This is a genomic window from Lysinibacillus telephonicus (assembly GCF_039654155.1).
Taxonomy (GTDB): domain Bacteria; phylum Bacillota; class Bacilli; order Bacillales_A; family Planococcaceae; genus Ureibacillus; species Ureibacillus telephonicus.
This window is the reverse complement of record NZ_CP155468.1, coordinates 2829014-2855971: the sequence shown is the minus strand read 5'-3', so window position 1 is coordinate 2855971 and position 26958 is coordinate 2829014. Positions and strand designations below refer to the sequence as shown.

General features: G+C 35.6%; 29 protein-coding genes. 26 read left to right on the top strand and 3 right to left on the bottom strand.

Going from position 1 to position 26958, the window contains the following annotated elements; genetic code table 11:
- The first annotated feature begins 79 nt into the window (after positions 1–79).
- The 13 genes from alaS (at position 80) to mtnN (ending at position 12771) form a co-directional block, all read left to right on the top strand.
- Positions 80–2740, top strand: a complete 2661-nt coding sequence (gene alaS / locus MKY04_RS13815; RefSeq protein ID WP_126292820.1) for an alanine--tRNA ligase — start codon at positions 80–82, stop codon at positions 2738–2740.
- Positions 2741–2882: 142 nt separating this feature from the next.
- Positions 2883–3149 carry an IreB family regulatory phosphoprotein gene (locus MKY04_RS13810; RefSeq protein WP_036176121.1) on the top strand — a complete coding sequence of 89 codons (267 nt, stop codon included), beginning with the start codon at positions 2883–2885 and terminating at the stop codon, positions 3147–3149.
- Positions 3150–3156: 7 nt separating this feature from the next.
- Positions 3157–3573 carry a Holliday junction resolvase RuvX gene (gene ruvX / locus MKY04_RS13805; RefSeq protein ID WP_126292819.1) on the top strand — a complete coding sequence of 139 codons (417 nt, stop codon included), beginning with the start codon at positions 3157–3159 and terminating at the stop codon, positions 3571–3573.
- 349 nt (positions 3574–3922) lie between these two features.
- Complete coding sequence (locus MKY04_RS13800; protein ID WP_126292818.1) at positions 3923–4234, top strand: DUF1292 domain-containing protein; 312 nt, start codon at positions 3923–3925, stop codon at positions 4232–4234.
- Between the two features lie 67 nt (positions 4235–4301).
- Positions 4302–4823, top strand: a complete 522-nt coding sequence (locus MKY04_RS13795; protein WP_126292817.1) for a DUF1292 domain-containing protein — start codon at positions 4302–4304, stop codon at positions 4821–4823.
- A 249-nt stretch (positions 4824–5072) separates the two neighbouring features.
- A complete protein-coding gene (gene mltG / locus MKY04_RS13790) occupies positions 5073–6164 on the top strand; it encodes an endolytic transglycosylase MltG (RefSeq protein WP_126292837.1) in 1092 nt (363 codons plus the stop codon).
- Between the two features lie 669 nt (positions 6165–6833).
- Positions 6834–7466, top strand: a complete 633-nt coding sequence (locus MKY04_RS13785; protein WP_126292816.1) for an O-methyltransferase — start codon at positions 6834–6836, stop codon at positions 7464–7466.
- Positions 7467–7472: 6 nt separating this feature from the next.
- Complete coding sequence (locus MKY04_RS13780) at positions 7473–8405, top strand: peptidase U32 family protein (RefSeq protein ID WP_126292815.1); 933 nt, start codon at positions 7473–7475, stop codon at positions 8403–8405.
- Positions 8406–8433: 28 nt separating this feature from the next.
- Positions 8434–9699, top strand: a complete 1266-nt coding sequence (locus MKY04_RS13775; protein WP_185807624.1) for a peptidase U32 family protein — start codon at positions 8434–8436, stop codon at positions 9697–9699.
- The gene (gene udk / locus MKY04_RS13770) at positions 9700–10338 is read left to right on the top strand and encodes a uridine kinase (RefSeq protein WP_126292813.1); all 639 of its coding nucleotides are present in this window, start codon (positions 9700–9702) and stop codon (positions 10336–10338) included.
- 245 nt (positions 10339–10583) lie between these two features.
- A complete protein-coding gene (gene greA, locus MKY04_RS13765; protein WP_126292812.1) occupies positions 10584–11069 on the top strand; it encodes a transcription elongation factor GreA in 486 nt (161 codons plus the stop codon).
- 262 nt (positions 11070–11331) lie between these two features.
- Positions 11332–12009, top strand: coding sequence for a YrrS family protein (locus MKY04_RS13760; protein ID WP_185807622.1), 678 nt, complete (start codon positions 11332–11334; stop codon positions 12007–12009).
- Positions 12010–12078: 69 nt separating this feature from the next.
- Complete coding sequence (gene mtnN, locus MKY04_RS13755; RefSeq protein ID WP_346234593.1) at positions 12079–12771, top strand: 5'-methylthioadenosine/S-adenosylhomocysteine nucleosidase; 693 nt, start codon at positions 12079–12081, stop codon at positions 12769–12771.
- Between the two features lie 1118 nt (positions 12772–13889).
- Here the strand turns inward: mtnN and sigK are convergent.
- Entirely contained in the window at positions 13890–14630 is a 741-nt protein-coding gene (sigK, locus tag MKY04_RS13750) for an RNA polymerase sporulation sigma factor SigK (RefSeq protein ID WP_126292809.1), read from the bottom strand.
- A 125-nt stretch (positions 14631–14755) separates the two neighbouring features.
- Positions 14756–15295 (bottom strand): CDP-diacylglycerol--serine O-phosphatidyltransferase, encoded by a 540-nt coding sequence (gene pssA, locus MKY04_RS13745; RefSeq protein ID WP_126292808.1) that lies wholly within the window; start codon positions 15293–15295, stop codon positions 14756–14758.
- Positions 15296–15437: 142 nt separating this feature from the next.
- Between pssA and MKY04_RS13740 the strand changes: the two genes are divergently transcribed.
- The 12 genes from MKY04_RS13740 (at position 15438) to MKY04_RS13685 (ending at position 25478) form a co-directional block, all read left to right on the top strand.
- The gene (locus MKY04_RS13740; RefSeq protein WP_126292807.1) at positions 15438–16220 is read left to right on the top strand and encodes a phosphatidylserine decarboxylase; all 783 of its coding nucleotides are present in this window, start codon (positions 15438–15440) and stop codon (positions 16218–16220) included.
- A 317-nt stretch (positions 16221–16537) separates the two neighbouring features.
- Positions 16538–17056, top strand: a complete 519-nt coding sequence (locus MKY04_RS13735; RefSeq protein ID WP_126292806.1) for a YqeG family HAD IIIA-type phosphatase — start codon at positions 16538–16540, stop codon at positions 17054–17056.
- The gene (gene yqeH, locus MKY04_RS13730; RefSeq protein WP_126292805.1) at positions 17056–18159 is read left to right on the top strand and encodes a ribosome biogenesis GTPase YqeH; all 1104 of its coding nucleotides are present in this window, start codon (positions 17056–17058) and stop codon (positions 18157–18159) included. The genes MKY04_RS13735 and yqeH overlap by 1 nt, the downstream gene beginning before the upstream one ends.
- Positions 18160–18398: 239 nt before the next feature.
- Complete coding sequence (aroE, locus tag MKY04_RS13725; protein ID WP_346234592.1) at positions 18399–19226, top strand: shikimate dehydrogenase; 828 nt, start codon at positions 18399–18401, stop codon at positions 19224–19226.
- Positions 19227–19255: 29 nt separating this feature from the next.
- Entirely contained in the window at positions 19256–19561 is a 306-nt protein-coding gene (yhbY, locus tag MKY04_RS13720) for a ribosome assembly RNA-binding protein YhbY (protein ID WP_126292803.1), read from the top strand.
- Positions 19562–19573: 12 nt separating this feature from the next.
- A complete protein-coding gene (locus tag MKY04_RS13715; RefSeq protein WP_126292802.1) occupies positions 19574–20146 on the top strand; it encodes a nicotinate-nucleotide adenylyltransferase in 573 nt (190 codons plus the stop codon).
- Positions 20133–20687, top strand: a complete 555-nt coding sequence (gene yqeK / locus MKY04_RS13710; protein WP_126292801.1) for a bis(5'-nucleosyl)-tetraphosphatase (symmetrical) YqeK — start codon at positions 20133–20135, stop codon at positions 20685–20687. The genes MKY04_RS13715 and yqeK overlap by 14 nt, the downstream gene beginning before the upstream one ends.
- A gap of 43 nt (positions 20688–20730) precedes the next feature.
- Positions 20731–21078: a ribosome silencing factor gene (gene rsfS / locus MKY04_RS13705; protein WP_126292800.1), complete on the top strand. Its 348-nt coding sequence runs from the start codon at positions 20731–20733 to the stop codon at positions 21076–21078.
- Entirely contained in the window at positions 21075–21818 is a 744-nt protein-coding gene (locus MKY04_RS13700; protein ID WP_126292799.1) for a class I SAM-dependent DNA methyltransferase, read from the top strand. The genes rsfS and MKY04_RS13700 overlap by 4 nt, the downstream gene beginning before the upstream one ends.
- Before the next feature lie 111 nt (positions 21819–21929).
- Positions 21930–22562, top strand: coding sequence for a helix-hairpin-helix domain-containing protein (locus tag MKY04_RS13695; RefSeq protein ID WP_246020143.1), 633 nt, complete (start codon positions 21930–21932; stop codon positions 22560–22562).
- A gap of 77 nt (positions 22563–22639) precedes the next feature.
- The gene (locus tag MKY04_RS13690) at positions 22640–23212 is read left to right on the top strand and encodes a ComE operon protein 2 (RefSeq protein ID WP_346234591.1); all 573 of its coding nucleotides are present in this window, start codon (positions 22640–22642) and stop codon (positions 23210–23212) included.
- Positions 23184–25478: a DNA internalization-related competence protein ComEC/Rec2 gene (locus MKY04_RS13685; RefSeq protein ID WP_346234590.1), complete on the top strand. Its 2295-nt coding sequence runs from the start codon at positions 23184–23186 to the stop codon at positions 25476–25478. Before MKY04_RS13690 ends, MKY04_RS13685 begins: the two co-directional genes overlap by 29 nt.
- 68 nt (positions 25479–25546) lie before the next feature.
- Here MKY04_RS13685 and MKY04_RS13680 read toward each other — a convergent pair whose 3' ends face one another.
- Positions 25547–25711 carry a YqzM family protein gene (locus MKY04_RS13680; RefSeq protein ID WP_126292795.1) on the bottom strand — a complete coding sequence of 55 codons (165 nt, stop codon included), beginning with the start codon at positions 25709–25711 and terminating at the stop codon, positions 25547–25549.
- A 165-nt stretch (positions 25712–25876) separates the two neighbouring features.
- On the opposite strand from MKY04_RS13680, the gene holA reads away from it, so the two are divergent.
- Entirely contained in the window at positions 25877–26887 is a 1011-nt protein-coding gene (gene holA / locus MKY04_RS13675) for a DNA polymerase III subunit delta (protein WP_126292794.1), read from the top strand.
- Positions 26888–26958: the final 71 nt, after the last annotated feature.

Genomic DNA, 26958 nt, shown 5'->3' with positions numbered 1-26958 from the left:
CTCATATTGTCAAATACGTACTTTGTTGCATTTCATCATTAGCATTTAAAACAAATTATTTTTTAGGAGGAAATTTAAAATGAAAGCAGCAGATATTCGCCGTAAATATTTGGAATTTTTCATTGAAAAAGGACATGCACAAGAACCATCAGCGCCGCTTGTACCAATTAATGACCCATCATTGCTTTGGATTAACTCAGGTGTAGCAACGCTTAAAAAATACTTTGATGGTCGTGTAATTCCTGATAACCCACGAATTACAAATGCACAAAAATCAATTCGTACAAATGACATTGAAAACGTAGGGAAAACAGCGCGTCACCACACTTTCTTTGAAATGTTAGGAAATTTCTCAATTGGAGATTACTTTAAAAAAGAAGCTATTCACTATGCTTGGGAGTTTTTAACGGATCCAAAATGGATGGGCTTCAATCCTGAACTTTTATCGATTACAATTCATCCTGAAGACCAAGAAGCATATGATATTTGGAAAAATGAAATTGGCATTCCTGAAGAACGTTTAATACGCATCGAAGGAAACTTCTGGGATATCGGAGAAGGTCCATCTGGTCCAAACTCTGAAATTTTCTATGATCGAGGTCCTGAATATGGAAATGATGAAAATGATCCAGAATTATATCCAGGCGGCGAAAATGAACGCTATTTAGAAGTGTGGAATTTAGTATTTTCTCAATTTAACCACAACCCGGATGGAACTTACACTCCTCTGCCAAAACAAAATATTGATACAGGTATGGGATTAGAGCGTATGGCATCTGTTGTACAAAACGTTCCAACTAACTTTGATACAGACTTATTCATGCCAATTATCGAAAAGATTGAGGAATTTGCAAATCGCACGTACAAACGTCCAGGCGAAATCGATTTAAAAGAGATTTTTGGCAGCGAGGAAGATATTAATACACCATTTAAAGTTATTGCAGACCATATTCGTACTGTTGCTTTTGCAATTGGTGACGGTGCACTTCCTTCAAATGAAGGCCGCGGATACGTTTTACGTCGTTTGCTTCGCCGTGCTGTACGTTATGCAAAGCAAATCGGCATCGAAAAGCCATTCATGTTTGAATTAGTGCCTACAGTTGGTGAAATTATGCAAGACTTCTATCCGGAAGTAAAAGAAAAAACGGAATTTATCCAGCGTGTAATTAAAAATGAGGAAAATCGATTCCATGAAACGCTTGATGGAGGTTTAGCTATACTTTCAGAAGTAATTGAGAAAGAAAAAGCGGCTGGTCTAAATGTTATTCCAGGCAGCGATGCATTCCGTCTATATGACACATACGGTTTCCCAATTGAGTTAACAGAGGAATATGCTAATGAAGCTGGTATGACAGTTGACCATGAAGGCTTTGAAAAAGCGATGGAAGAGCAACGTGAAAGAGCACGTGCTGCACGAGCTGATGTTGATTCAATGCAAGTTCAATCAGAGGTTTTAGCTAACATAAAAGTGGAATCTAATTTTGTTGGTTATGACACACTAAAAAGTGAAACTACTATTGTAGCAATGGTTGCTAACGGTCAAAATGTTGAAGTAGCTTCTGAAGGTGATGAAGTTCTTGTCATCTTGGCAGAAACTCCTTTCTACGCTGAAATGGGTGGTCAAGTGGCAGACCACGGGACAATCGGCAATGATTCATTTAAAGCATCTGTAAAAGATGTTCAAAAAGCGCCAAATGGCCAATCACTTCATACAGTAATTGTTGAGTCTGGAGAAATGCACTTAAATGACTCTGTGACAGCTACAGTTGATCGTGATGAGCGCAACTTAATTGTTAAAAACCATACGGCAACACATATTATGCAACGTGCACTAAAAGATGTTTTAGGTGAGCATGTAAACCAAGCAGGTTCATATGTAGGTCCAGATCGCTTAAGATTTGACTTCTCTCATTTTGGTCCAGCAACAAAAGAAGAATTAGAACAAATTGAACGTATTGTAAACGAAAAAATTTGGGATGATATTGAAGTAGTGATTGAAGAAATGCCAATAGCTGAAGCGAAAGCAATGGGTGCAATGGCTCTATTCGGTGAAAAATACGGAGATATCGTTCGAGTTGTACAAGTAAGTGATTACTCTGTTGAACTTTGTGGTGGTATTCATGTAAAACGAACTTCAGAAATTGGTTTATTTAAAATCGTATCTGAAGGTGGTATTGGTGCTGGTACTCGTCGTATTGAGGCAGTTACAGGCAAAGCCGCATTTGAAGCAGTAAAAGAGGAACAACGCATTCTAGAGGAAACTGCTGCATTGCTAAAAGCAAATCCAAAAGATTTAGTGGCACGAGTTGAAAGCTTGCAACATGAGCTAAAAGAACAACAACGTGAGAATGAATCATTATCACAAAAAATTGCGAATGCACAGGCTGGAGCTGTTTTAGATAATGCCCAAAAAATCGGAGATGTAACAGTGCTATCGACAAAAGTTGAAGCAAAAGATAACAATCAACTTCGTCAAATGATGGATGATTTGAAGGAAAAACTTCAACAAGCGGTAATCGTTTTAGGGGCTACTGATGGTGAAAAAGTTATGCTATGTGCAGGTGTGACAAAAGATTTAGTTGGTGGAAACTTCCATGCAGGAAACATCGTTAAAATAGTAGCGGAAGCTTGCGGCGGTAAAGGCGGCGGTCGTCCGGATATGGCGATGGCTGGTGCGAAGGACGCATCAAAACTTGATGAAGCACTTGTTTCTGTGTATGATTACGTTAAATCAATTTAAAAGATAATTTTTTTCTTCCTATACAAATAATGGTTGAAATAAGTCCTTTGATTATTTGATTGCTACGTATTATAGGGTATAATATAGAAAATGGAGATGTGCATTATGCCATCTCCTTATTTCTGAAAGCGAGGTGCTGGTCTTGAGTTCGTTTGATAAAACAATGAAATTTAGTTTCCCGGAAGAATCAATGGAACAAGAAGTTAAGCAAGTGATGTTGAAGGTGTACTCTTCACTAGAAGAGAAAGGGTATAACCCTACAAATCAAATTGTAGGATATCTTTTATCTGGTGATCCGGCATACATCCCTCGCCATCAGGACGCACGTAATTTAATCCGTAAGCTTGAACGGGACGAAATACTTGAAGAGCTTGTGAAATTTTATATTAGGAAGAATAACGAGGCATAATAACTATATGAGAATTATGGGTTTAGACGTCGGTTCAAAAACAGTCGGCGTAGCTATTAGTGATGCATTAGGCTGGACGGCTCAAGGGATTGAAACTGTACAAATTGATGAAGAAACAGGCGATTACGGTATAGAACGTATAAAAGAGCTTGTAAAGGAATATGCTGTTACAGAATTTGTAGTAGGATATCCGAAAAACATGAATAATACAGTAGGTCCACGAGGTGAAGCTTCTGAGAATTATAAAAAATTATTGGAAGAGACATTCGGTCTGCCTGTGAAACTTTGGGACGAACGTCTAACAACTATGGCCGCGGAACGAATGCTAATAGAAGCAGACGTAAGCCGCAAAAAACGCAAAAAAGTAATAGACAAAATGGCGGCTGTTATGATCCTACAAGGATACTTAGATAGCAAGAATTAAACTTTGCAAAAAGCAAAGTTTAATTCTCTGCCCCGAAAGCGAAGCGGCAGGGGCAAAAATTCTGCCCCGAAAGCAAAGCGACAGGGGCAAGAATCTGCCCCGAAAGCAAAGCGACAGGGGCAAGAATCTGCCCCGAAAGCGAAGCGGCAGGGGCAAGAATCTGCCCCGAAAGCGAAGCGGCAGGGGCAAAAACTCTGCCCCGAAAGCAAAGCGACAGGGGCAAGAATCTGCCCCGAAAGCAAAGCGGAAGGGGCAAAAACTCTGCCCCGAGAGCGAATGCGACAGGGGTAAAAGAAACCTGGTGCATAAAATGCAGCAAGTTTTAAACATAATGAAGAGGTGACCAATAATGGGACATGAACACGATCATGAACAAGAACATCGACATATTACAATTGTAGATGAAAATGGCAACGAACAACTTTGCGAAGTACTTCACACTTTTGACTCAGAAGAATTCGGCAAATCATATGTACTTTATTCTTTAGTAGGTGCTGAAGAAGATGACGAAGGGCAAATTGAAATTTTTGCATCATCATTCGTTCCTTCTGAAAATGGTGAAGATGGGGAATTAGAACCTATTGAAACTGAAGCTGAATGGGATTTAATTGAAGATGTGTTAAATGCACTTGAAGATGAATTTGATGATGAAGAAGAATAATTTTGAGTAAAATAAAAGGTAGGCAAATTCAAATGCCTACCTTTTTTAACTATTAGGAGGATCGAAAATGGACGAACAATATTTTAAAGTATCATTGGAAGATGGTTCAGAACAGTTATGTAAAGTTGTGTTTACATTCGACACGGATGATTTTTCATATGTGCTATATTCCATAGTCGATGAAGATGGAAATGAAAGTGAAGAAATTACAGCACTTCGCTATGAAGTGGATGAGGATGGCAAAATGACACACTTTACCCCTCTTGAAACAGAAGAGGAGTGGGATATGGTGGAAGAAGTTTTAAACACTCTAATTGCCGAATTTGGTGATGAAGATGAAGCAGATTACTTCACGATTTCAGATGAAAATGGTGAAGAAATCGAGTGTGAGGTGCTTCACCGCTTTGAACTAAAGGATTTTAATAAATCTTACATTCTTTATACGTTTGCTGACCAAGACGAAGATGGTGAAATTTTTGCTGCAGCCTATATTGCAGGTGAAAATGGGGAAGTGGAAGAACTTTTACCTATTGAAAGTGATGAAGAGTGGGCGAAGGTTGAAAAAGAGCTAGAATTTATAAATCAATAAAAATTTATAAAACGCTGCGGCAATTATCGTTGTCTTGGCGTTTTTTTATTGGACTTCGACATAGACAGACACATGCCACTTTTAAACTAATTAAAAAGAGTTCAATGTTGTGCTTGGTGCTATGCTTTCAGTACAGTTATAACAGGTCTCTAACGTGAAAGAGATGTGTTATATTGTCACTTACAGTATTTTCTTGTATCATATTAGGAGATATGAGGGGGTACATCGGTGGAATCTAAAAAGCATGAGATGATTAAAAAGATGAAGGAACGTAAAAAAGAAGGAAAAGTAGTACGTCGTATTGTAGGAATTGTAACGCTTGTTGTACTATTAATTGTTGGTATTGTAGGGGTTAGCGGATACTTTTATGTAAAATCTGCATTAGAACCACTAGATCCGGAAGCAACTACTGAAATTCCGGTAGAAATTCCAATGGGCTCAGGGTTAAACACTATTGCAACAATACTAGAAACTAATGGTGTTATTAAAGATGCACGTATTTTTAAATACTATACAAAATTTAAAAATGAGACAAGTTTCCAAGCTGGCAATTATACTATGACTCAGGCGATGACATTAGACGAGATTATTGAAAGCTTGAAGACTGGAAAAGTATACCGTGAACCTGTTTTTACAGTTACAGTTCCAGAAGGATTAACACTTGAACAAATTTCTAACATTATCGAAAAAAATACAGAGTATACTGCGGCTCAATTTATGGAAAAAGTTACAGATAGCCAATTTATCGAAGCAATGATGGGAACTTATCCTGAATTGCTAACAGAAGAAATTATGGATGGCAATATTCGTTTTACACTTGAAGGCTATCTATATCCAGCAACCTATTCCTTTTATGAAGAACATCCTTCATTAGAAGAAATTATTTCAACAATGATTTCCCAAACAAATGATATTGTTGTTGAATACCGCCCAATTCTTGAGGAAAAGCAAATGTCCGTGCATGAGTTGCTTACTTTTGCATCGCTTTTAGAGGAAGAGGCGACTGCCCAGACAGATCGTGAAACGATTGCAAGTGTATTTTATAACCGTTTAGAAATCGATATGCCATTACAAACAGATCCGACTGTTTTATATGCATTAGGAAATCATAAAGAGCGGGTATTATACGAGGATTTGGAAGTGGAAAATCCATACAACACTTATAAAAATACTGGTCTACCACCAGGTCCTATTGCAAACGCAGGAAAAACTTCAATAGAAGCTGCATTAAATCCAACAGATACAGACTACCTTTATTTCTTAGCTGATAAAGAAGGTAATAATCATTTTGCAAAAACTTATGAAGAACATTTGCAAAATGTAGATGAATTTATACAATAATAGTTATGATGGTTTAGCAAGAGGCAATCCCATTAAGTAATAATAGAGCACTACATCATTGTATTCGTGCTTGAGCATATAGCTAAGTATGCGGTAATTACCGTATACTTGCTTCTCTTTTTTCGGCAGTTTGCAAAGGAGATGTAAGAGCTACTTGATTAAGTTAATAGTTTTTTATTCTTAACTTAAACACGTAAATTTGATCCAAATTCCTCTCTAAAGAAGGTAAAGCAATTTTCTACGATTTTGTCATAAAGATTATTCGCTTTCCTTCTATTTTCATGATATTATAAATTGTGATTTTTTGTACTGATTAGGAAAATACAATTTACTGGTATCAGTAAGGAAAACATCGATTATTACCAGGTAAGAAGTTGTGATTTTTTGTAAGTGTCTACAGCCGCTCAGCCGATTGGGTAATTTGCGTCCCTATTAAAACGGAAAAAGCTTATCTGTTCGGTACCTTGCTTTTGGGTTTATGCAACGCGAGTCATGTCAAAAACATGTTGGGATGTTAGCAAACGCGTAGCGAAACAGGTCGCTTGCGTTTTTCTTAATAAATCGTGTTTTTCAAATCATATAGTAATGATTAAATTGTGCCAACAAATCGTTTGGTCTTTTTTCTTTTTTAGACATTAATTTTATCCTAATTTAAAAGGGGTTCGCACAATGGAATTTTCTAAAGAATATATTGAATCCTTTATTCAGCCGCGCAATGAATTGTTAATCGAAATGGAAACGTATGCAAAAGAACATCATGTGCCGATTATGCAATTACCTGCTATTGATGCTTTAATACAGCTTCTACGCATTCAAAACCCTTCTAAAATATTAGAAATAGGTACAGCAATTGGATACTCGGCATTACGAATGGCAACTGCTTTACCGCATTGTAAAGTTGTCACAGTTGAAAGGGATCACGAACGTTTGCAGGCTGCGAAGCAATTTATTGCTCGTTCGGAAGCAGCAAATCGAATTACGATAATTGAGAGTGATGCGTTGGAAGTGGATGTTGAAAAATTTCAATCTACTTTTGATGCTGTTTTTATTGATGCTGCAAAAGGTCAAAACATGCGCTTTTTTGAAAAGTATTCGCCGCTTGTACCATCAGGTGGTGTTTTGTATATCGATAATATGTATATGCATGGGCTATCGAATTTAGATATAAAGGAAGTACCCCGTAGAAAAAGAACAATGATTCGTAATTTAAAAACTTTTACTGAATGGGTTATGCAGCGTCCTGAATACGATAGTACGTTTTTCCCCATTGGTGACGGCTTATTAATTTGTTTGAAGAGGTGACGTTAAATGAAAAAACCTGAATTATTAGTAACACCTAAGTCAATAGAGCATATTAAGGCATTAATTGAAGCAGGTGCAGATGCATTTGTAATTGGTGAACAAAAATTTGGTTTGCGATTAGCTGGTGAATTTTCAGTTTCACAAGTTGAAGAAGCAACAAAATTAATACATGAAGCTGGCAAAAAAGTATATGTAGCAGTTAATGCATTATTTCATAATGATCGTCTAGATGCTTTAGATGATTATTTAAAGGAAATGCAAAGGATCGGTGTAGATGCACTTATTTTTGGTGATCCTGCCGTTGTGGTGTCAGTTCGTGAATTAGGCATAACTATTCCGCTGCATTGGAATCCAGAAACAATTGCTACAAACTGGTTCCAAGCAAATTATTGGGCTGATCGTGGAGCAAAACGCGCGGTGCTTGCTCGTGAACTTTCATTAGATGAAGTGTTAGAAATAAAAGAAAATGCAAGACCAGAAATTGAAGTTCAAGTACATGGCATGACATGTATGTTCCAATCAAAACGCTCTTTATTAGGAAATTATTTCTTATATCGTAATGAAGTAATGGAAGTAGAAAATCGTAAAGAAAATAAAAACATGTTCTTACATGACAAAGAGAGAAAAAATAAATATCCAATTTACGAAGACTTAAACGGTACACATATTTTTTCACCAAATGATATGTGTTTAATTGATGAATTAACGGAACTTTTCGAAGGTGGAATTGATTCATTAAAATTTGATGGAGTGCTTCAAAGCGAAGATTACATCACTACGACAACAAATTGCTACCGACAAGCAATTGATGCTTACTTTGATAAAGGTGAAGATGCTTATGAAGCAATTAAGGATGAGCTATTAGCAAAAATAGAAGAAATTCAACCTGCTAACCGTCCATTAGATACTGGATTTATCTTCAAAGAAACAGTTTATTAAGATCGGAGGCTTTGAATTGTTACAGTTAATTGAAAATGAAAAAATTCGTGAAACCGTTAATGGTAAGCGTGTAATAACTAAAAAACCAGAATTATTGGCACCTGCTGGCAGCTTAGAAAAATTAAAAGTAGCCGTTCATTATGGGGCGGATGCAGTATTTATTGGCGGTCAAGAATTCGGGTTGCGCTCAAATGCAGATAACTTCACAATTGAAGAGATGCGTGAAGGTGTAGAGTTTGCAAAACAATACGGAGCAGTCGTATATGTAACAACAAATATTTTTGCACACAATGAGAACATGGCCGGTCTAGAAGAGTACCTTCAAGCAATAGAAGGTGCTGGAGTAAAAGGGATTATCGTAGCTGATCCACTTATTATTGAAACATGCCGCAGAGTAGCACCTAAGTTAGAAATCCACCTTTCTACACAGCAATCATTATCTAACTGGAAAGCCGTGAAGTATTGGAAACAAGAAGGACTTCATCGCGTAGTGTTAGCCCGTGAAGTCGGTGCAGAAGAAATGAGAAAGATGAAAGAGGAAGTAGATATTGAAATTGAAGCATTCGTGCATGGTGCGATGTGTATTGCTTACTCTGGACGCTGCGTGTTATCCAACCATATGACGGCACGCGATTCTAACCGTGGTGGTTGCTGCCAATCTTGTCGTTGGGACTACGATTTATATGAAAATGTAGATGGACAAGAAAACGCTTTATTTAACGAAGGTGATGCTCCATTTGCAATGAGTCCTAAAGACTTGAAATTGATTGAATCAATCCCGCATATGATTGAGCTAGGCATCGACTCTTTAAAAGTAGAAGGTCGTATGAAATCTATTCACTATGTGGCAACAGTTATTTCTGTTTACCGCAAAGTAATTGATGCATATTGTGCAGATCCTGAAAACTTTAAAATTAAAAAAGAATGGTTAGAGGAACTTGATCGATGTGCAAACCGAGCAACAGCTTCTGCCTTTTTCGAAGGTGAACCAAGCTACAAACAACAAATGTTTGGTTCCCATGCTGCAAAATTGAAATGGGATTTCGCTGGACTTGTACTTGACTATAATACTGAAACTCAAATGGTTACACTACAACAGCGAAATTACTTTAAACCAGGTGATACGATTGAATTCTTCGGGCCTGATATTGAGTCGTTCAAAATGGAAGTCGGTCAAATTTGGGATGAAGAGGATAATGAAATTGAAGTAGCAAATCATCCATTACAAATTGTAAAATTTAAAGTAGAGCGTCCGTTGTTCAAATACAACATGATGCGAAAGGAGAATAAATAAATGTCAAAAAAGCGTCCTATAGTAATCGGGATTGCAGGAGGTTCATGCTCGGGGAAAACGAGCGTAACACATGCCATTTATGATGTTTTCAGAGAGCATTCAGTAGTTGTAATTGAACAAGACTTTTATTATAAAAATCAAAGTCATTTAACCTTTGAAGAAAGATTAAAGACAAATTATGACCATCCGTTAGCCTTTGATAATGATTTATTAATTGAGCATTTAAACAATTTGCTGCAACGAAAACCGATTGAAAAACCAGTATATGATTACGTAAATCATACTCGTGCTGAAGAAGTTATACATGTTGAACCAAAAGATGTTATTATACTAGAAGGAATCTTAGTATTGGAAGATAAACGGTTACGTGATTTAATGGATATAAAATTGTTTGTAGATACAGATTCCGATTTACGTATAATTCGTCGCATTGAGCGGGATATTAAGGAACGAGGAAGAACAATTGATTCTGTAATCGAACAATATTTAACTGCAGTGCGACCAATGCATAACTTATTTATAGAACCAACTAAACGATATGCAGACGTCATTATTCCTGAAGGTGGGGAAAATGAAGTAGCAATCGATTTAATGGTAACAAAAATTAAAACAATTCTTGAAACAATGACAATAGTGTAATATGATTAGAAGGTATTGGAATAATTTAGTACCTTTTCTAATTTATTAAATAACATTAAACAATAAAATTCGGTTACTAGTTAAGTGGACAAAAACAGCTTCTATTAGTCATTTTTGCCTCATATGCTTAACTACTAACCGGGTTTTCTTATTACATCTTAAAGAAAACGATTGCATTATTAATAATAAGGTGTATAGTATTGTTTCAAGTAAAATTATTGTGAGTAGTTAAGGAGTGAAATGTTTTGGCAAATGAAAAACAATATCCAATGACTTTAGCGGGGAAACAAAAATTAGAGGAAGAATTAGAACACTTAAAAACTGTAAAGCGTAAAGAAGTTGTGGAACGCATAAAAATTGCCCGTAGTTTTGGAGATTTATCTGAGAACTCTGAATACGATTCTGCTAAAGAAGAACAAGGTTTCGTTGAAGGACGAATTTCTGCAATTGAATCAATGCTGCGTAATGCAATAATTATAGAAGAAGCAGAAGGTCAAAGTGATATCGTTACTTTAGGGAAAACAGTTACTTTTGTTGAACTGCCGGATGGCGATGAAGAGGAGTACACAATCGTAGGTTCTGCAGAGGCTGATCCTTTTGAAGGACGTATTTCTAACGATTCTCCAATAGCGAAAGCGTTGCTTGGTCATAAAGTTGACGATATAGTAAAGTTAACAACACCAGGTGGAGATATGGAAGTACGTATTGTTTCCATTAAAACAGCTAAATAATTATAGTCCCTTTCAACTGGCTAATTATTATACATAGCCGATCGATATGGAAAGACATAACAAACATAAGCCGCCTCATATACTATTGAGGCGGCTTAATTGTTGCTCAAATTTTTTAAAAAAGGAAATACCTTTTAATTCATACTTTTCATTTATTTTATTTGCTTAACAAATACATTAAAAATTGACAGAACTTATGGTGTTATACTATCGAATATTGATAAAATAAAAGATATCTATGGCAAAGGAGGATTCATGTCCCATGTCTAATGAAGAACCTAGTTTAACAACACGTTCAGAAAAAAAACAACGTCATCAACGTAGTCAAAAGCGAAAAAAGATGGATCGCCTTTTAAATATATTAATCGCTGTCGTATCAATTCTTATAGTTTTAAATCTTGTTGCTGTCTTTAATAATGATAATGATAAAGAAAATGAAAGAGCACAAGTAAATGAAACAAAAGAACAAGAAGATGTTGCTAATCAAAATAACGAGAAAAATGAACAAACTAATGATATGGTTGCAGGTGATACGGAGCAAAAGAAGAATTATAATGAATCCGTAGAAGAAGATCCAAACAATAATCAGGCGCAACAGATTGTACAGTCCTCGGATGATCCAAATGTAGATGAGGTTATTATTGATCCCAATTGGAAACCTACCACAACTAAACAGACTGGAGAGCATATTTCAACTTATGAAGAAGGACATATTGATTACGAAGAAAAGCTTGAAACGTTTCGTAATGCAGTAAACCTTGAGGAAAATAATATTATTTATTGGTCTGTAAAAAATAACGGTAGTGCAGATTCTTCTGTAGCGGTTGTTTCTACAAACGATCGTTCAGAAAAATATCGAATATTTATTGAATGGGTGCAAAATGAAGGCTGGAAGCCAACGAAAGTAGAAAAACTTTCACAGCTGGAGGGTACCTATTAACAATAAGCGTTGACGAACGACCATATTTTATTTATGTTAAAATATGTGTCAAGAATTGGAGGAGACAAAATGAAAATCGCTGTAATTGGTGCAATGGAAGAAGAAGTGGAACTACTTCGAAATTCACTGGAAAATACTGAAGTAGCTACAATTGCAAATAGTGAGTATACAACAGGTACATATAAGGATAAAGAAGTTGTACTGCTGAAAAGTGGAATTGGAAAAGTAAACGCTGCAATGTCTACAACCGTTTTATTGTATGAATTTAAACCGGATATTGTTATCAATACTGGTTCTGCAGGCGGTTATGATTCAAATTTAGAAGTAGGTGCAATCGTTATTTCCGATGAAGTTCGTCATCATGATGTAGATGTGACAATCTTTAATTATGAAATGGGACAAGTGCCACAGATGCCTGCTGCGTTCGAAGCTGATAAACGATTAATTGGCTTGGCAACAGAAGCTGTAAGTGAAATTGGAGAACATCAATACGGTGTTGGACTAATTTGCTCAGGTGACTCGTTTATGAATAATCCAGAGCGTGTAGAAAAAGTAAGAGAGTATTTCCCACAAATGAAAGCAGTAGAAATGGAAGCTGCAGCGGTAGCTCAAGTATGTTATCAATTTAATACACCATTTGTTGTTATTCGTGCTTTATCTGATATTGCGGGAAAAGAATCAAATATTAGTTTTGATGAATTTTTACCTGTTGCTGCAAAGCATTCTACAGAAATTGTATTAAAAACGATTGAAAAATTATAAACGTCATCGTTTGTTCATAAACTTCCTTGACGGTAAATAAAAATACACAGTAATATATAATTATGGATGTATAGGGTATTTTTAAAAAATTCACATAGAGGAGGTATTTGCTATGTTATTAATTATGGCGGGTGCTGTAGCGATTACAACTATTTTAGGTATTGTGATTTATATGGGAGCTAGTGATTCAGTTTATCATTAAAACCAAAAGTTTTTATAGACAATGTTTATGTTAAAGAGGGGAGCCCGAGTGTAACTTTGGGTTCCCCTCTTTATTGCCTTTCACACGAGAAGGTGAAATCGCCCGAAAAAAGAGAGCTTCTTTCTACGACTGGAAACCCATTTATATCGTAACATTGATTGGAAATTTCCATTATGAATTTATGGTCCATGTAAAGATCTATTGATAGGAATATAGCTAACCCAATGATTACAATTGAGATAATAGCAATTATCTGATGCTTCAAAGATAGTCTCGTCCCCTCTTTATTGCCTTCCATAATAATTCCACCCCCTATAACTGCAATTCCTATTAAAAGTTGATAACACTATTATAACATATATATAACAAATTTTTGAAAAACAGTAGAGTTTCATACAATGTTATTGCTGATTCAGTTACATTAAGTTTTTTCGTAAGTTAAGTTGTATCCCCTTACTTTTTAGCTTCAAACTTACTGTAAAATTCACTCCTGTACAACCGAGACTGTTAACATGATTAAAGATGATTATCGCATTGGAAAGCGTGAGTAAATAGCTGATAAGAAGTGTGGGGTTTAATATATTCTCAAATTATAGAAGACATTACCAAATTAAATCTAAAATAAATTCGAAATGGAGCAAAAATATTTAGTTATGAAGTATGAAGCCGAGTATTAATTAGTATGAATACTGAGAGTAAAAAACATTTAGGCTGCTTAACAAAATGAATTGTTAAGCAGCCAAGAGTAAAGAGAGTAGTTTAACATTAGGAGTTGTCTTTAAAAATAGTTGTAGTAAGAAAATGGCGTGTATGGTAGCTCTAATTTTTAATCAATTTCTAGTTAGCAATATTTTTATTGGCATATACAATGAACAGATGAAAAGCTAAGTAAATTGTTTTTTATAAGCTTAAGTAATTATTCCCGATATGTTTGATTTTCAGCTTTTTTCGATTCTTTCTCTGCTTGATTATGTTTAAATTGCTGATATAGCTTAACTAAAGCTCTTTTTTCAATGCGTGAGACATAACTTCTTGAAATCTTTAGCTTTTTTGCAATCTCTTTTTGGGTTAGGGGGTCGTTGTTGTTTAATCCATATCGATAGACGATAATTTCAAGTTCACGAGGCTCCAAAGTATTAAGATAAGAATAGAGCTGCTCAAAACTTTCCTTTTGTTCGATTTTATCGATTGCTGGCTGTTCATCAAGCTGAAGCAAGTCACGGATTTGCAAAGATTGTCCTTCCTTATCTACTCCAATAGGTTCGAAAAGTGAAACATCTTTTTGCACTTTTTTTTGCGCCCGTAAATGCATTAGTATTTCATTTTCAATACAACGTGCAGCATATGTGGCTAATCTAGTCTTCTTATCTGGTGTATAACTGCTAACCGCTTTCATCAACCCAATTGTACCAATTGATATATAATCGTCTAGTTGTTCATGCTGTGGGTGAAATTTCTTGACGACATGTGCTACAAGTCTCATGTTTCTTTCAATTAAATCTAGCCGCGCTTGTTCATCTCCTGCCATAAACCGTTCTATGCATTTTGCTTCTTCTTCTTTTGTAAATGGTCTATGGAAAGCCTGCCCCTTTAAATACCCTAAAAATGTCGGAATATCTAACCAAAGCTGCATAATTGACGCAAAGATCCCGCTCAGGTTACGTCATCCTTTCTGCCTTTTTCGACATTATATGATGTTGTTGGCAAGAAAATGAAAATGTAGAGCAATAATATCGCAAAAAAATAATCGATGCACTCTTGGTTAAATGCATCGACTGAAAATTATACTTTTTTTAATGTAAATGTACTTATCATCAAAACCGAAAGAATTGGGAATAAGAACATATAAAATTGTGGTCCAACTGAAGAAATAAGGAAATAGGAAAACGTTAAAAAAGTTCCTGCTGCTGTAATAGGCAACCCTACGAAATACCCAGTTGATTCAGTTATATTAAAACGAGCTAAACGGAATGCTCCAGAGGCGATATAGACAATTGTCAAAATAATTCCGGCCATTCCAAAATCGGACAATATATTTTCATACATTAATAGAGCAGGTGCTACACCAAATGATATAATATCACCCATAGAATCCAATTGTTTGCCCAGCTCGGATTCCTGATTTAGCTTCCGTGCTACTTTTCCGTCATAGCGATCTAAAAAAGCAGCAATAAAGATAAATAGAACGCTGTAACTATAGGCTTCATTTAATGTCGCCATAATCGAAGCTCCACCAAACGATAAATTGAAAATTGTAATCAAATTAGCAGCTTGAGATTTAACTTTTTTAACTGTTGAATCCACCATATGCAAAAGAAACATGGGGAACACTCCTTTGCACTAAATATATTTATATATTATACTTCGAAACAGTGTAAATTGTAAGTGAATCAAAGTTTTTGTAAAATTTCGCTTTCATTAAAATTATTGTAAAGAATATAAATGTTTTATTAGGGGGTACAGTATGAAAGAGAAGATTTACCAACGTTTAATTGAATTAACGAACGGAAAATACAGTTCCCTCGTATTAAAAAGACTTGTAACTTCCACGTTTAGTAAAAACTTTATTCAAAGATACAGTAAAGTATACGAAATTGACCTATCAGAAGTTTCACGAGATCTGCAAAGTTTTTCTAGTTTACAAGATTTTTTTACAAGACAATTAAAAGAGGGAGCTCGGCCGATACATTTGCATGAGCAAACATTTATCAGCCCTGTTGATGCAAAGGTTGAAGCATTTGGAACGATAAAATGTGATGCAGTTTTTACTGTTAAAAATAAGCCATATACGTTGCAAGATTTACTTGGAAAAGATCAAATTGCTGAAAAATATAAAAATGGAAACTATATTGTTTTTTATTTAAGTCCAGCAAATTATCATAGAATTCATAGCCCTTTGGATGGTACAGTAATTCGGCAATATGTTCTTGGAAAAAAATCTTACCCAGTGAATCAATTAGGACTTACTTATGGGAAAAAACCAATTAGTCATAATTATCGTATGATAAGCGAGCTCCAATATCAAAATAATAAAAACTTTGCGCTTGTTAAAGTAGGGGCGATGTTTGTCAATTCAATACAATTAACCAACACTTCGAAAACATGGAAAAAGGGACAAGAGATAGGGTATTTTTCTTTTGGTTCTACAGTTGTCATGCTTTTTGAGGAGAATTTTATTCACTTTACGGAAAATATCCAAAAAGGTCATGCAGTGAAGATGGGTGAACCGATTGCAATTATGATATAATCGAATAATAAAGTGAAGCCTACAAATCAGTGGGGTATTTTCCACTGATTGTTAGTTGTTTCACACACGATGTGGGGTACACAGACGTTGCCAAAAAGTTCTTTTGCGACGAAAGCACAGCGACCAGAGCAGGACTTGGCGCATTTAGTTGTGTACAAATTACGAGCAGTTGCTTTGCAACTTATATTTAATTAAAGTGGAAATTTTGTACCTGTTCCTGCGGTTACTCGTCGTTAAAACTTTAGTCGCATCGCTTTTGATGCAAATAATTTACTTCCCGTTAATGCGGGATAAAATTTATTGAAGGAGTTAAGGCTTTGTATAATTTTCTATTGCCGAATGAATTTGTAACAACAGTTTTTGAAATCACACCAGAAAAGTTGGAAAAGCTTGGAGTTAGAGGGATTATTACTGATTTAGACAATACTCTAATTGAATGGGACAGACCAGATGCAACAGAAGAGATTGCTACTTGGATGAAGGAGCTCGAAGATGCGGGATTGAAGATCATCATTGTTTCAAATAACAATGATGAACGAGTAAAAAGGTTTGCTGATCCATTAGGAATCCCTTTTATTTCTCGGGCAAGAAAACCTCTTGGAGCAGCTTATTATGCTGCGATGAAGCAGCTGCGCTTGAAAAGTAATGAAGTTGTTATGGTTGGAGATCAATTGCTCACCGACATAATGGGAGCCAATCGATTGAATTTATATACGTTTTTAGTTCGACCTGTAGCGGAGTCGGACGGTTTTGTCACGCGCTTTAATCGTTTTGTAGAAAGACGTGTTTTTAATTTATTAAAGCGTAAAGGAATTAAAACTTGGGAGGAACAGTAATGATTGAAATGCCAAATTGTATTGGCTGTGGAGCAATAATTCAAACAGATAATCCAAAGGAAGTTGGGTATGCGCCGCCTTCTTCTCTTGAAAAAGAAACAGTAATATGTCAACGCTGTTTTCGTTTGAAAAACTATAATGAAATTCAGCCAGTTAGCCTAACAGACGATGATTTTTTACGAATACTTAATGGTCTTGGTGAACAAGAAGGCCTTATTGTAAAAATTGTTGATATTTTTGATTTCAATGGTAGCTGGCTGCCTGGACTACACCGATTTGTCGGCAACAACCCAGTGCTATTAGTAGCGAATAAGGTAGACTTATTACCGAAATCTGTAAAACCGAAAAAAGTTATAAATTGGTTAAAACGTGAAGCGAAGGATTTAGGTTTAAACCCGGTTGATGTCATGCTTGTAAGTGCACATAAAGGCATTGGGATGCATGAAGTAGTGGATGCAATTGAAATGTATCGAGAAGGCAAGGATGTATTTGTTGTCGGTTGTACAAATGTTGGGAAATCCACATTTATTAACCGAATAATTAAACAAGCTACCGGTGAAGGAAATGTCATTACAACGTCCCATTTCCCTGGAACTACTTTAGATATGATTGAAATTCCGCTTGATGATGGTGCAGCTCTTTATGATACACCTGGAATAATCAATCATCATCAAATGGCACACCATATTGATTCGAGTGAATTAAAATATATTATGCCGAAAAAAGAAATTAAGCCAAAAGTTTATCAACAAAATGAGGGTCAAACATTATTTATCGGTGCACTTGCCCGTTTTGACTTTATAAAAGGCGATCGTTCTGCTTTTACAGTTTATGCTGCAAATGATTTACCAATTCATCGTACGAAGCTTGAAAAGGCGGATGAATTGTACGAGGAGCATAAAGGGGAGCTTTTGTCACCTCCAACGAGTAAGTTTATTGATCAGCTGCCTGAACTAGTTCGTCACGAGTTTTCAGTTAAAGAAGGGAAAACGGACATTGTAATATCAGGGCTTGGTTGGATAACTGTACAGCATCCAAATGTAGTGGTAGCAGCACATGCACCAAAAGGAGTAGAGGTTTTTATCCGCCCTTCATTAATCTAGTTGTGATCTATCTTCATTCCCCCTGGGTTATTTAGTGAATAATACCGAGTGAAGATTCTGCTTCCCAAGGGTCATAAGATTTAACGGAGGATTGTGAAAGGAAGTTGACCTACTAAATACGTCGCATCAAATGCAACAACGGTTAAGTTACAGCAATATAGGGCTTAAACATGATTCTAAAGTCGACGCGATGATTGGCCGATAGGTGTAATTGATATTTAAGAGAAGAGGTTTTTGAAATGAAGAAATGGTTTGCTGTGATTGGGGATCCTATTGCACATTCAAAATCCCCGAATATGCATAATGCTTGGTTTAATGAGATGGATATCGATGCTGCGTATATTCCGATTCATATTAAAAGTGAGCAGCTTGAAAAGGCGGTTTTTTCTTTAAAAACATTAGGGGCAAGTGGATGGAATGTAACAATCCCTCACAAACAAACGATTATCCCATTTCTAGACGAACTAGATGAACTTGCTGAAAAAATGGGGGCTGTTAATACTGTTGTTCGTCAGCAAGACGGAAAACTGAAAGGGTACAACACAGATGGTTCCGGATTTGTTCATTCCCTTGAAGAAGCTGTAGGGAAGGAACATAAACAAAGAGCTGTTTTAATTATTGGTGCAGGTGGTGCAGCTCGAGGCATTGCTTTTGCATTACAACAATACGGGTATACGAATATAACAATTGCCAACCGAACAATTTCCAAAGGGATAGAAATTGTCAATGAATTAGGCGAGGGACAAGCCATTTCTTTAAAAGATGCTGAACAACAACTAGATCATTTCGGCATTATTATACAATCTACTTCTGCTGGGCTTGCAAATAGTGAATTTAGTCTTCCTCTATCTTTAGAAAAGCTGCAAGAAGGAGCAATTGTTGCAGATATTGTGTATAATCCATTAATGACACCTTTTTTACTAGAGGCGCAGAAGAAAAATGCCAAGATAGTAAATGGTTTAGGAATGTTTGTGCATCAAGGGGCGATTGCTTTTAATTATTGGTTAGGGCAATATCCAAACACAAATTTAATGATAAAAAGATTAACTGAGGAATTACAAAAATAAACAGTTAATTTAGGAGGAAACATTTATTTATGCTAACAGGCAAACAAAAAAGATTTTTACGAGCTGAAGCTCATCATCTAACACCGATTTTTCAAGTGGGAAAAGGTGGGGTTAATGAGCAAATGCTGAGACAATTGCGTGATGCACTAGAAGCACGTGAATTAATCAAAGTACGTATTTTAGACAATTGTGAAGATGAAAAAGATGAAGTGGCGCAACAATTAGCAACTGGAACTGGAGCAGAACTTGTTCAATTAATAGGGTTAACAGTTGTTTTATATAAAGAATCTCGCAATAATAAGAAGATTGTGTTACCAAAAGCAGATAAAAAGTAAGGTGTTATGCAAATGAGAAAAGTTGGCATTTTAGGAGGGACATTTAACCCTCCTCATATCGGACATTTAATAATGGCAAATGAGGCATTTGATGCGTTGCAACTAGATGAAGTCCGTTTTATGCCAAATGCGATTGCACCACATAAACAATTAGTTGATGATGCAACAATGGAAAATCGTCTACGAATGGTGGAAATCGCCATTGAACCTTATGACCATTTTACAATTGAAACGATTGAACTGGAGCTTGGTGGAATTTCCTATACGTATCAAACAATGAAAGAGCTTTGTGAAAGAGAGCCGGATGTTCAATTTTACTTTATCATTGGAGGCGATATGATTGATTCGCTTCATACATGGTATAAGGTCGATGAGTTAGTAAAAATTGTTGAATTTGTTGGTTTGAAGCGTCCTGGAACACAATCAGCATCTACATATGATGTAACAATGGTGGAGGCACCTGAAATTGATTTATCTTCAACGTTAATAAGAAAAAGATTAAAAAATGGTGGTACATTAAAATTTTTATTGCCAGAAGGCGTTGAGGAATATATTCGAAAGGAAGGTCTTTATGGAACGCGATGATTATTTAGCAGCAATAAAAACGCGTATGCCAGAAAAAAGATATATTCATACTATTGGTGTGATGGAAACCGCCATTTTTTTAGCAGAGAAGTACAATGAAAATGCTAAATCTGCTGAAACAGCAGCTATTTTACATGATATAGCAAAATATGCTGATGAAGATTGGATGCGTCAAATAGTAATACAAAATGGACTTGATCATCGTCTAATTGGCTGGGGATCTGAAATTTTACATGGTCCAGTAGGCGCATGGATTGCTGAGAATGAATTTAATATTATAAATGAAGATATTTTGAATGCAATTCGGTTTCATACAACGGGGCGAGCTGGAATGACAAAATTAGAGAAAATCATTTATATTGCAGATATGATTGAACCAAACCGAAAGTTCCCTGGTGTAGAAGAACTTCGAATTTTAGCAAATAAAGATATAGATGAGGCTTTGAAAGCTTGTATTTGCCATTCTATTGCCTTTTTAGTTCATACAAAGCAGCAAATATATCCCGTTTCGATTGAATGCTATAATGATGTAATTTCATAACACGAAAATTTGTGGATTGAAAAAAAGAGAGGAACAGTGAAGAATGACAGAAAATTTATTACAGATTGCCTATAAAGCTTTAGATGATAAGCGTGCAGAGGATATTGTTGTATTAAATATGCAAAATATTTCTTTATTAGCAGATTATTTTATCATTTGCCACGGTAATTCAGACCGTCAAGCACAAGCAATTGCACGAGAAGTTCAAGAAAAAGCCCAAGAAAATGGTTTTGAAATAAAACGTATTGAGGGATTTGACTCTGCACGTTGGATTTTAGTTGACTTAGGTGATGTCGTTGTCCATATTTTCCATAAAGACGAACGCGCATTTTATAATCTAGAACGTCTATGGGGAGATGCTCCTCAATTAGATATTCCAACAGTAGAATGACGAGTAGTTATGAACGATTTGCGGCTGTTTATGATGAATTAATGCAAGATGTACCCTATGACCAATATGTTAATTGGGTTAAATCCCATGCTCCTAGTGAGCGATATCCAAATTTATTAGATGTAGGTTGTGGGACGGGTACACTTTCTTTAATGTTTCATCAACAAGGCTACAGCGTAAGTGGCATAGATTTATCTGAAGATATGCTGGCTGTTGCCAATGAGCGTTTGCAGGCTGCGAATGTAACCTTGCCGCTTTATGCAATGTCTATGGATGAATTAGAAGGATTTTCGGATTTAGACGTTGTGACGATTCCGATTGATTCAATTAATTATTTACCCGATAGTCAAATGGTTGTTGAAACATTAAAACGAATTTACAACAGCTTGCGAGATGGCGGACAATTATTTTTTGATGTTCATTCTCTCTTTAAAATGGATGTTATATTTATGGAAAGTCCTTTTACGTATGATGATGGAGAAATCACCTACATCTGGTATACAGAACAAGGAGAATTTGAACATTCTGTTTACCATCAGATGACGTTTTTTGTTAAGGATGAAAAAACGGGATTGTTTGAACGATTTGATGAAGAACACCTTCAACGCTCCTTTTCAATTGACACATATGTAAATTGGTTGACTGAAATAGGCTTTTCAAAAATAGTAGTGACTGCTGACTGGATGGAGCAAAGTCCTACAAATGAAAGTGAAAGAATTTTTATTCGTGCAGTAAAGTAAATATAGTTAAATAAAAAAGCATCTTTTCAACAGAAGGTAAATTATGTATATTATTATTATACTCCATATGATTTACTTTCTGAGAAGAGGTGTTTTTTCATTTTTCAGCAAGTGATTAAAAAGTATGGTAAGGCAATTGCTCTCCCCGGCATTGTCTCTGTTATTCTTCTTTATTTTTTCCTTCAAAAAACTGACTCTAATGAACAACAATTAGAGGTTATTACTACTATTCCACAAGAGCAAACAGAACAATTAAATAGCGAGGATGAACAGCAGGAACAGCTTGTTGTTAATAAAGTAATAGTCGATGTGAAGGGTGCTGTGAACTTTCCAGGCGTCTATGAGCTTACTACTGAAGAACGAGTAATTGATGCCATAAAAAAGGCTGGAGGCTATACAGAAGGGGCTGAATCGAAGTTGGTAAACCATGCCCAAAGGCTTCAGGATGAAATGGTAATTTATATCCCTAAGAAGGGTGAGGAAGTAGGCACCTTGGAAATGGATCCTACACAGGTCGTTAATATGCCTTCCGACAATTCTAGTTCTGCAAGTAAGGTAAATATTAATTCAGCGGATGAAACTGCATTAACAACTTTACCAGGCATTGGACCTTCAAAGGCGCAAGCTATTATTGCATATAGAGAGGATGTTGGATCTTTTAAATCGATTGAAGATTTAAAAAATGTATCTGGAATAGGAGACAAAACCTATGATAAATTAAAAGACTTAATAGATGTAAAATAAATACTTTTCTATTTCCTGCATTGCAACTACTAGTATTTACATCTAAACTAATAGTAATCTAGTTTGGAGGGAATCATATGGAGCGAATCACTTGGGACCAATTTTTTATGGCGCAAAGCCATTTATTGGCACTTAGAAGTACATGTACAAGACTTGCTGTAGGCGCAACGATTGTTCGAGATAAAAGAATTATTGCAGGGGGCTACAATGGTTCAATTTCAGGAGATGAACATTGTATTGAAAAAGGCTGCTACGTTGTTGATAACCATTGTATACGGACGATTCATGCTGAAACGAATGCATTACTACAATGCGCAAAATATGGTACATCAGCAAACGGTGCAGATTTATATGTTACACATTTTCCTTGTTTGCCTTGCTCGAAAACAATTATTCAGGCAGGCATTAAAAACGTTTATTATGCTACAGATTATAAAAACAACCCGTATGCGTTGGAATTGTTTAAAAAGGCAAATGTTGAAGTTGTACACATTCCATTTGACGAAGCGAAAATTGACTTTTTGAAAGATGAAAAGCTGCAGTTAGCTTTTGATATGCTGCATAAACTTCGAAATCTCGGTGCTTCAGAAGAAGAATTGAAGCCTTTTGAAAAGAAGGTGAATGAATTATTTGATGTCGTTCAAGCATAAATGTATTTTTTATGCCTTGTCGGTTCTCGTTGCTTCACTTGCAGCAACAGAATCGGCAAGGTTTTTATTATTGCTTGCTTTACTTTTATTTTTTTGTATTTATAAAAAAATTACATTTAGACACCTAGTAGGTATAATGCTTCTATGTTTCATTTCATATTATTATTTTTCCTTCCAAATCAATAAAGTGGATCATACATTAAACCTTCCTGCAACTTTAACATGGACAGGAGAGTATAAAATTAATGGAGATATGCTGAGGGGATTTATGGTAGATGAAAGTGGCAAAAAAGTTTATGTAGCATATCAATTAGCCTCTGAAACAGAGAAGGTTGTCTTTGAAGAAAGTCCACTAATTGGCAAGCAATATATTGTCCATGGTACTATTAAAGAACCGTCAAAGCCTGCACATTCTTATGCGTTTAGTATGGAACAATATTTAAAAAGTAAGGGCTCCATTGGAATATTGGAAGTTTCTAATTGGTCTTATATTCAAACGAAGGAATCTATCCCTCAGAGAATAGGATTGCAGCGTTTTAAATTAAAAAAGCATATTGAAGAAACATTTCCCGAATCTCTAATTGGTGAAGCTCAAGCATTGCTCATTGGTTTAGGAGAAAATGTGGATGATGATACGACTAGAGCGTACCAAAAACTTGGCATTACACACCTTTTCGCAATTTCGGGGTTGCACATAGCTATAGTATCCTTACTATTTTTCCAGGGACTATTGCGTTTAAAAATTAGGCGTGAGTTTGCGATGCTAGTACTAATCGTAGTGCTGCCGATATATGCGATATTAGTAGGTGGGGCACCGTCTGTATGGCGTGCGGTATCAGTGGTTGAGTTAACCATTCTGAGCAGAATAAAGTGGCGATTGCCAGTTGATGACGCACTTGCAGTAAGCTTTATTTTATTTGTTATTTTAGAACCGTGGTCGGTTTATCAAATTGGGTTTCAGTTGTCGTATCTCGCTACAGCAGCTTTAATTTATTCAAGTCGACTTATTCAATACTATTCTTCACGGATTGTTCAATCCTTTTTTATCACCTTTGTTTGTCAATTGCTTGTTTATCCTCTATTACTGTTGCATTTTTATGAACTTAGTATATCTTCTTTAGTCGTTAACATATTTTTTGTTCCACTTTTTTCCTTCGTTATATTGCCAATTAATATTATTTTACTCGTAGTATCTTTTTTTCCAGGTGTATTGCAAGAGTTCATGTTTAGCTGTTATGAACCAACTCGAGCCTTGCTAACAAAATGTATTAATTTGCTCCAGGATATCCCCTATCAAATGTGGAATCCGGGAAAACCTTCTATTGTCAGTATGCTAATTGCATACGGTAGTGTATTAGCAACATTTTACTATTTAGATATACGTGCAAAATTAGTTAAAGTATTATCGGTATTACTTATCCCGGTGTGTATTTTAAATTTTAGTACAAAAGTTCATGAAGAATTAATTATTTCATTTATAAATGTAGGACAAGGAGATTGCATTGTCATTGAATTGCCATACAGAAAAGCAGTTTATATGATTGATACTGGAGGCCTTTTACGTTTTGAGCAGGAGAAGTGGAAGCAAAGTGACAGTCCTTATGAAATTGGGAGAGATATTGTCGTACCATTTTTAAAAGGAAAAGGGATTCAAAAAATAGATAAACTCATCTTAACTCATGCAGATGCAGACCACGTGGAGGGTGCTGAAGAAATTTTACAAGAAATAAATGTTGAAGAGATACACCTATCTCCAAACTCTTATTATAAAGAAGTGATGAACGATTTAGTACATGACGCCTTAAAGAAAAATATTTCGATTCAAGAGCAAATTGCTAATAACGCATGGGCTGAAGCAGGTATTTCATTTCAGTATTTGTGGCCAGTAGATACACAATATGAAGGGAATAATGACTCCCTAGTTCTTTATGTTGCAATGGGTGAGTTTAAGGCGCTTTTTATGGGGGATGTGGAACATGAAGGGGAAGAAGAAATCTTGAGAAAATATCCATCCTTAACAAATATCGACCTATTAAAAGCAGGCCATCACGGCAGTAAAACATCAAGCAGTGAACAATTTGTAAATCAGATGAAACCAGTTTTAACGATTTTTAGTGCAGGAGAAAACAATCGTTATGGACATCCGCATGAGGAAGTCGTTTCAAGATTTCAATCATTAGGGTTGCGGACATTTACAACTGGTAAGGTAGGAACGATAGAAGTAAAAGTGAAAGGCGATAAGTTAGAGGTTACTACCTCCAACTAAATATGTGCTAAAAAAAGGGGACAGTCCCAACAACTTTGAGACTTCCCCCTTTTTCATGCAATTACAAATTATGCAACTGCATCAATAATTGTTGCGATAATGAAAATAAGTGCGAAGAATACGAATGAAACACCAAATCCTACACCAGCGTCAATAGCTTGGTTTCGCATTGAAGCGCCATTTTTGCCTTCGAATGGGTTATGTGTTACAACGTTTTCATTATGTGATGACATACCTATCCCTCCTACTCAGAATAATTATAAGTCAATATATAGCAAAAATCTATATAGAATCAACCAAATTCTATTATCTAATCTTTGATTTATTGTCACTATTTATACACAGTTGCATTAAAACGTGTATACTTATATACGAAATGTTGTAAGGGAGCTGACGAAATGTTTACAAAGGTTTGGAACGATATTAAAAATGGGCAAATCGCTCCTGTCTATTGCATTTTCGGGGAAGAGTCGTATTTTGTTGATGAAACGATAAAACGTTTAAAAATATCATTGAGCTCAACAGAAGAAGTGGAAACAATGAGCTTTGATTTAGATGAATCCCCGGTTGATTTAGTCATTGATGAGGCTGATACCTTTCCATTTTTCTCTGAGCGTAAACTAATTATTGCAAAAAATGCTTCTTTTTTAAAGGCAGCAGAAAAAGGGAAAGAAAAGATTGATCATAATATAAAAAGATTAGAGAATTGGTTGGTTCAACCTCCAAGCTTTTCTGTAACAATTTTTATTGCGCCGTATGAAAAATTAGATGAGCGAAAAAAAATTACAAAGCTCATGAAAGAAAGTAGTATAATGCTTCAAGCGGAAACTCCAAAGGAAAATGATTTAGCTATTTGGATACGCAATGAGGTAAGTACATATGGCAAAAATATTTCAGATGATGCAATTGACAAGCTTGTTGAAATGGTTGGAGCTAATATGATGCAATTGCAGATGGAAATCGAAAAAATATCTCTATATTTAGGAAACGACACGCAAATAAGCTCTTCCTTAGTAGAAGAACTTGTGGCAAAAACATTGGAGCATGATGCTTTTAAAATGTTGAATGCTTATTTGTCCCATAATCATGCTGAAGCACTTCAAATATATCATGATTTGCTTAGACAAAAAGAAGAGCCAATCATGCTTGTGGGCTTACTCGCATCTAATATTCGGACGATGAATAATGTTTATTATTTACAAAAAAAGGGCTACCATCCAAATCAAATTTCAAAACAGTTGAAAATACACCCATATCGAGTGAAGTTGATGCTTGAAAATCGAAACCGTCCAAGTGAGGAAAGATTGTTAAAAGCATTAAAAAATTTATCAGAAATTGATTTGCAGCTAAAATCCGTCAGCGGAAACAGAGAACGTTATTTAGAAATGTTTTTATTGAAGGCATTATAAAAAGAACGCTACTTATTCAAAAAGCATAGAATAAAAAGAACCCAAAGTACAAACGCTAGAATGTTGAATAA

Bases quoted from the DNA above. Each gene is read 5' to 3' on its own strand.
- alaS (WP_126292820.1), top strand. From the start codon at position 80: ATGAAAGCAGCAGATATTCGCCGTAAATATTTGGAATTTTTCATTGAA.
- ruvX (WP_126292819.1), top strand. From the start codon at position 3,157: ATGAGAATTATGGGTTTAGACGTCGGTTCAAAAACAGTCGGCGTAGCT.
- MKY04_RS13800 (WP_126292818.1), top strand. From the start codon at position 3,923: ATGGGACATGAACACGATCATGAACAAGAACATCGACATATTACAATT.
- MKY04_RS13795 (WP_126292817.1), top strand. From the start codon at position 4,302: ATGGACGAACAATATTTTAAAGTATCATTGGAAGATGGTTCAGAACAG.
- mltG (WP_126292837.1), top strand. From the start codon at position 5,073: ATGATTAAAAAGATGAAGGAACGTAAAAAAGAAGGAAAAGTAGTACGT.
- MKY04_RS13785 (WP_126292816.1), top strand. From the start codon at position 6,834: ATGGAATTTTCTAAAGAATATATTGAATCCTTTATTCAGCCGCGCAAT.
- MKY04_RS13780 (WP_126292815.1), top strand. From the start codon at position 7,473: ATGAAAAAACCTGAATTATTAGTAACACCTAAGTCAATAGAGCATATT.
- udk (WP_126292813.1), top strand. From the start codon at position 9,700: ATGTCAAAAAAGCGTCCTATAGTAATCGGGATTGCAGGAGGTTCATGC.
- MKY04_RS13760 (WP_185807622.1), top strand. From the start codon at position 11,332: ATGTCTAATGAAGAACCTAGTTTAACAACACGTTCAGAAAAAAAACAA.
- mtnN (WP_346234593.1), top strand. From the start codon at position 12,079: ATGAAAATCGCTGTAATTGGTGCAATGGAAGAAGAAGTGGAACTACTT.
- pssA (WP_126292808.1), bottom strand. From the start codon at position 15,295: ATGTTTCTTTTGCATATGGTGGATTCAACAGTTAAAAAAGTTAAATCT.
- MKY04_RS13740 (WP_126292807.1), top strand. From the start codon at position 15,438: ATGAAAGAGAAGATTTACCAACGTTTAATTGAATTAACGAACGGAAAA.
- yqeH (WP_126292805.1), top strand. From the start codon at position 17,056: ATGATTGAAATGCCAAATTGTATTGGCTGTGGAGCAATAATTCAAACA.
- aroE (WP_346234592.1), top strand. From the start codon at position 18,399: ATGAAGAAATGGTTTGCTGTGATTGGGGATCCTATTGCACATTCAAAA.
- yhbY (WP_126292803.1), top strand. From the start codon at position 19,256: ATGCTAACAGGCAAACAAAAAAGATTTTTACGAGCTGAAGCTCATCAT.
- MKY04_RS13715 (WP_126292802.1), top strand. From the start codon at position 19,574: ATGAGAAAAGTTGGCATTTTAGGAGGGACATTTAACCCTCCTCATATC.
- yqeK (WP_126292801.1), top strand. From the start codon at position 20,133: ATGGAACGCGATGATTATTTAGCAGCAATAAAAACGCGTATGCCAGAA.
- rsfS (WP_126292800.1), top strand. From the start codon at position 20,731: ATGACAGAAAATTTATTACAGATTGCCTATAAAGCTTTAGATGATAAG.
- MKY04_RS13700 (WP_126292799.1), top strand. From the start codon at position 21,075: ATGACGAGTAGTTATGAACGATTTGCGGCTGTTTATGATGAATTAATG.
- MKY04_RS13690 (WP_346234591.1), top strand. From the start codon at position 22,640: ATGGAGCGAATCACTTGGGACCAATTTTTTATGGCGCAAAGCCATTTA.
- MKY04_RS13685 (WP_346234590.1), top strand. From the start codon at position 23,184: ATGAATTATTTGATGTCGTTCAAGCATAAATGTATTTTTTATGCCTTG.
- MKY04_RS13680 (WP_126292795.1), bottom strand. From the start codon at position 25,711: ATGTCATCACATAATGAAAACGTTGTAACACATAACCCATTCGAAGGC.
- holA (WP_126292794.1), top strand. From the start codon at position 25,877: ATGTTTACAAAGGTTTGGAACGATATTAAAAATGGGCAAATCGCTCCT.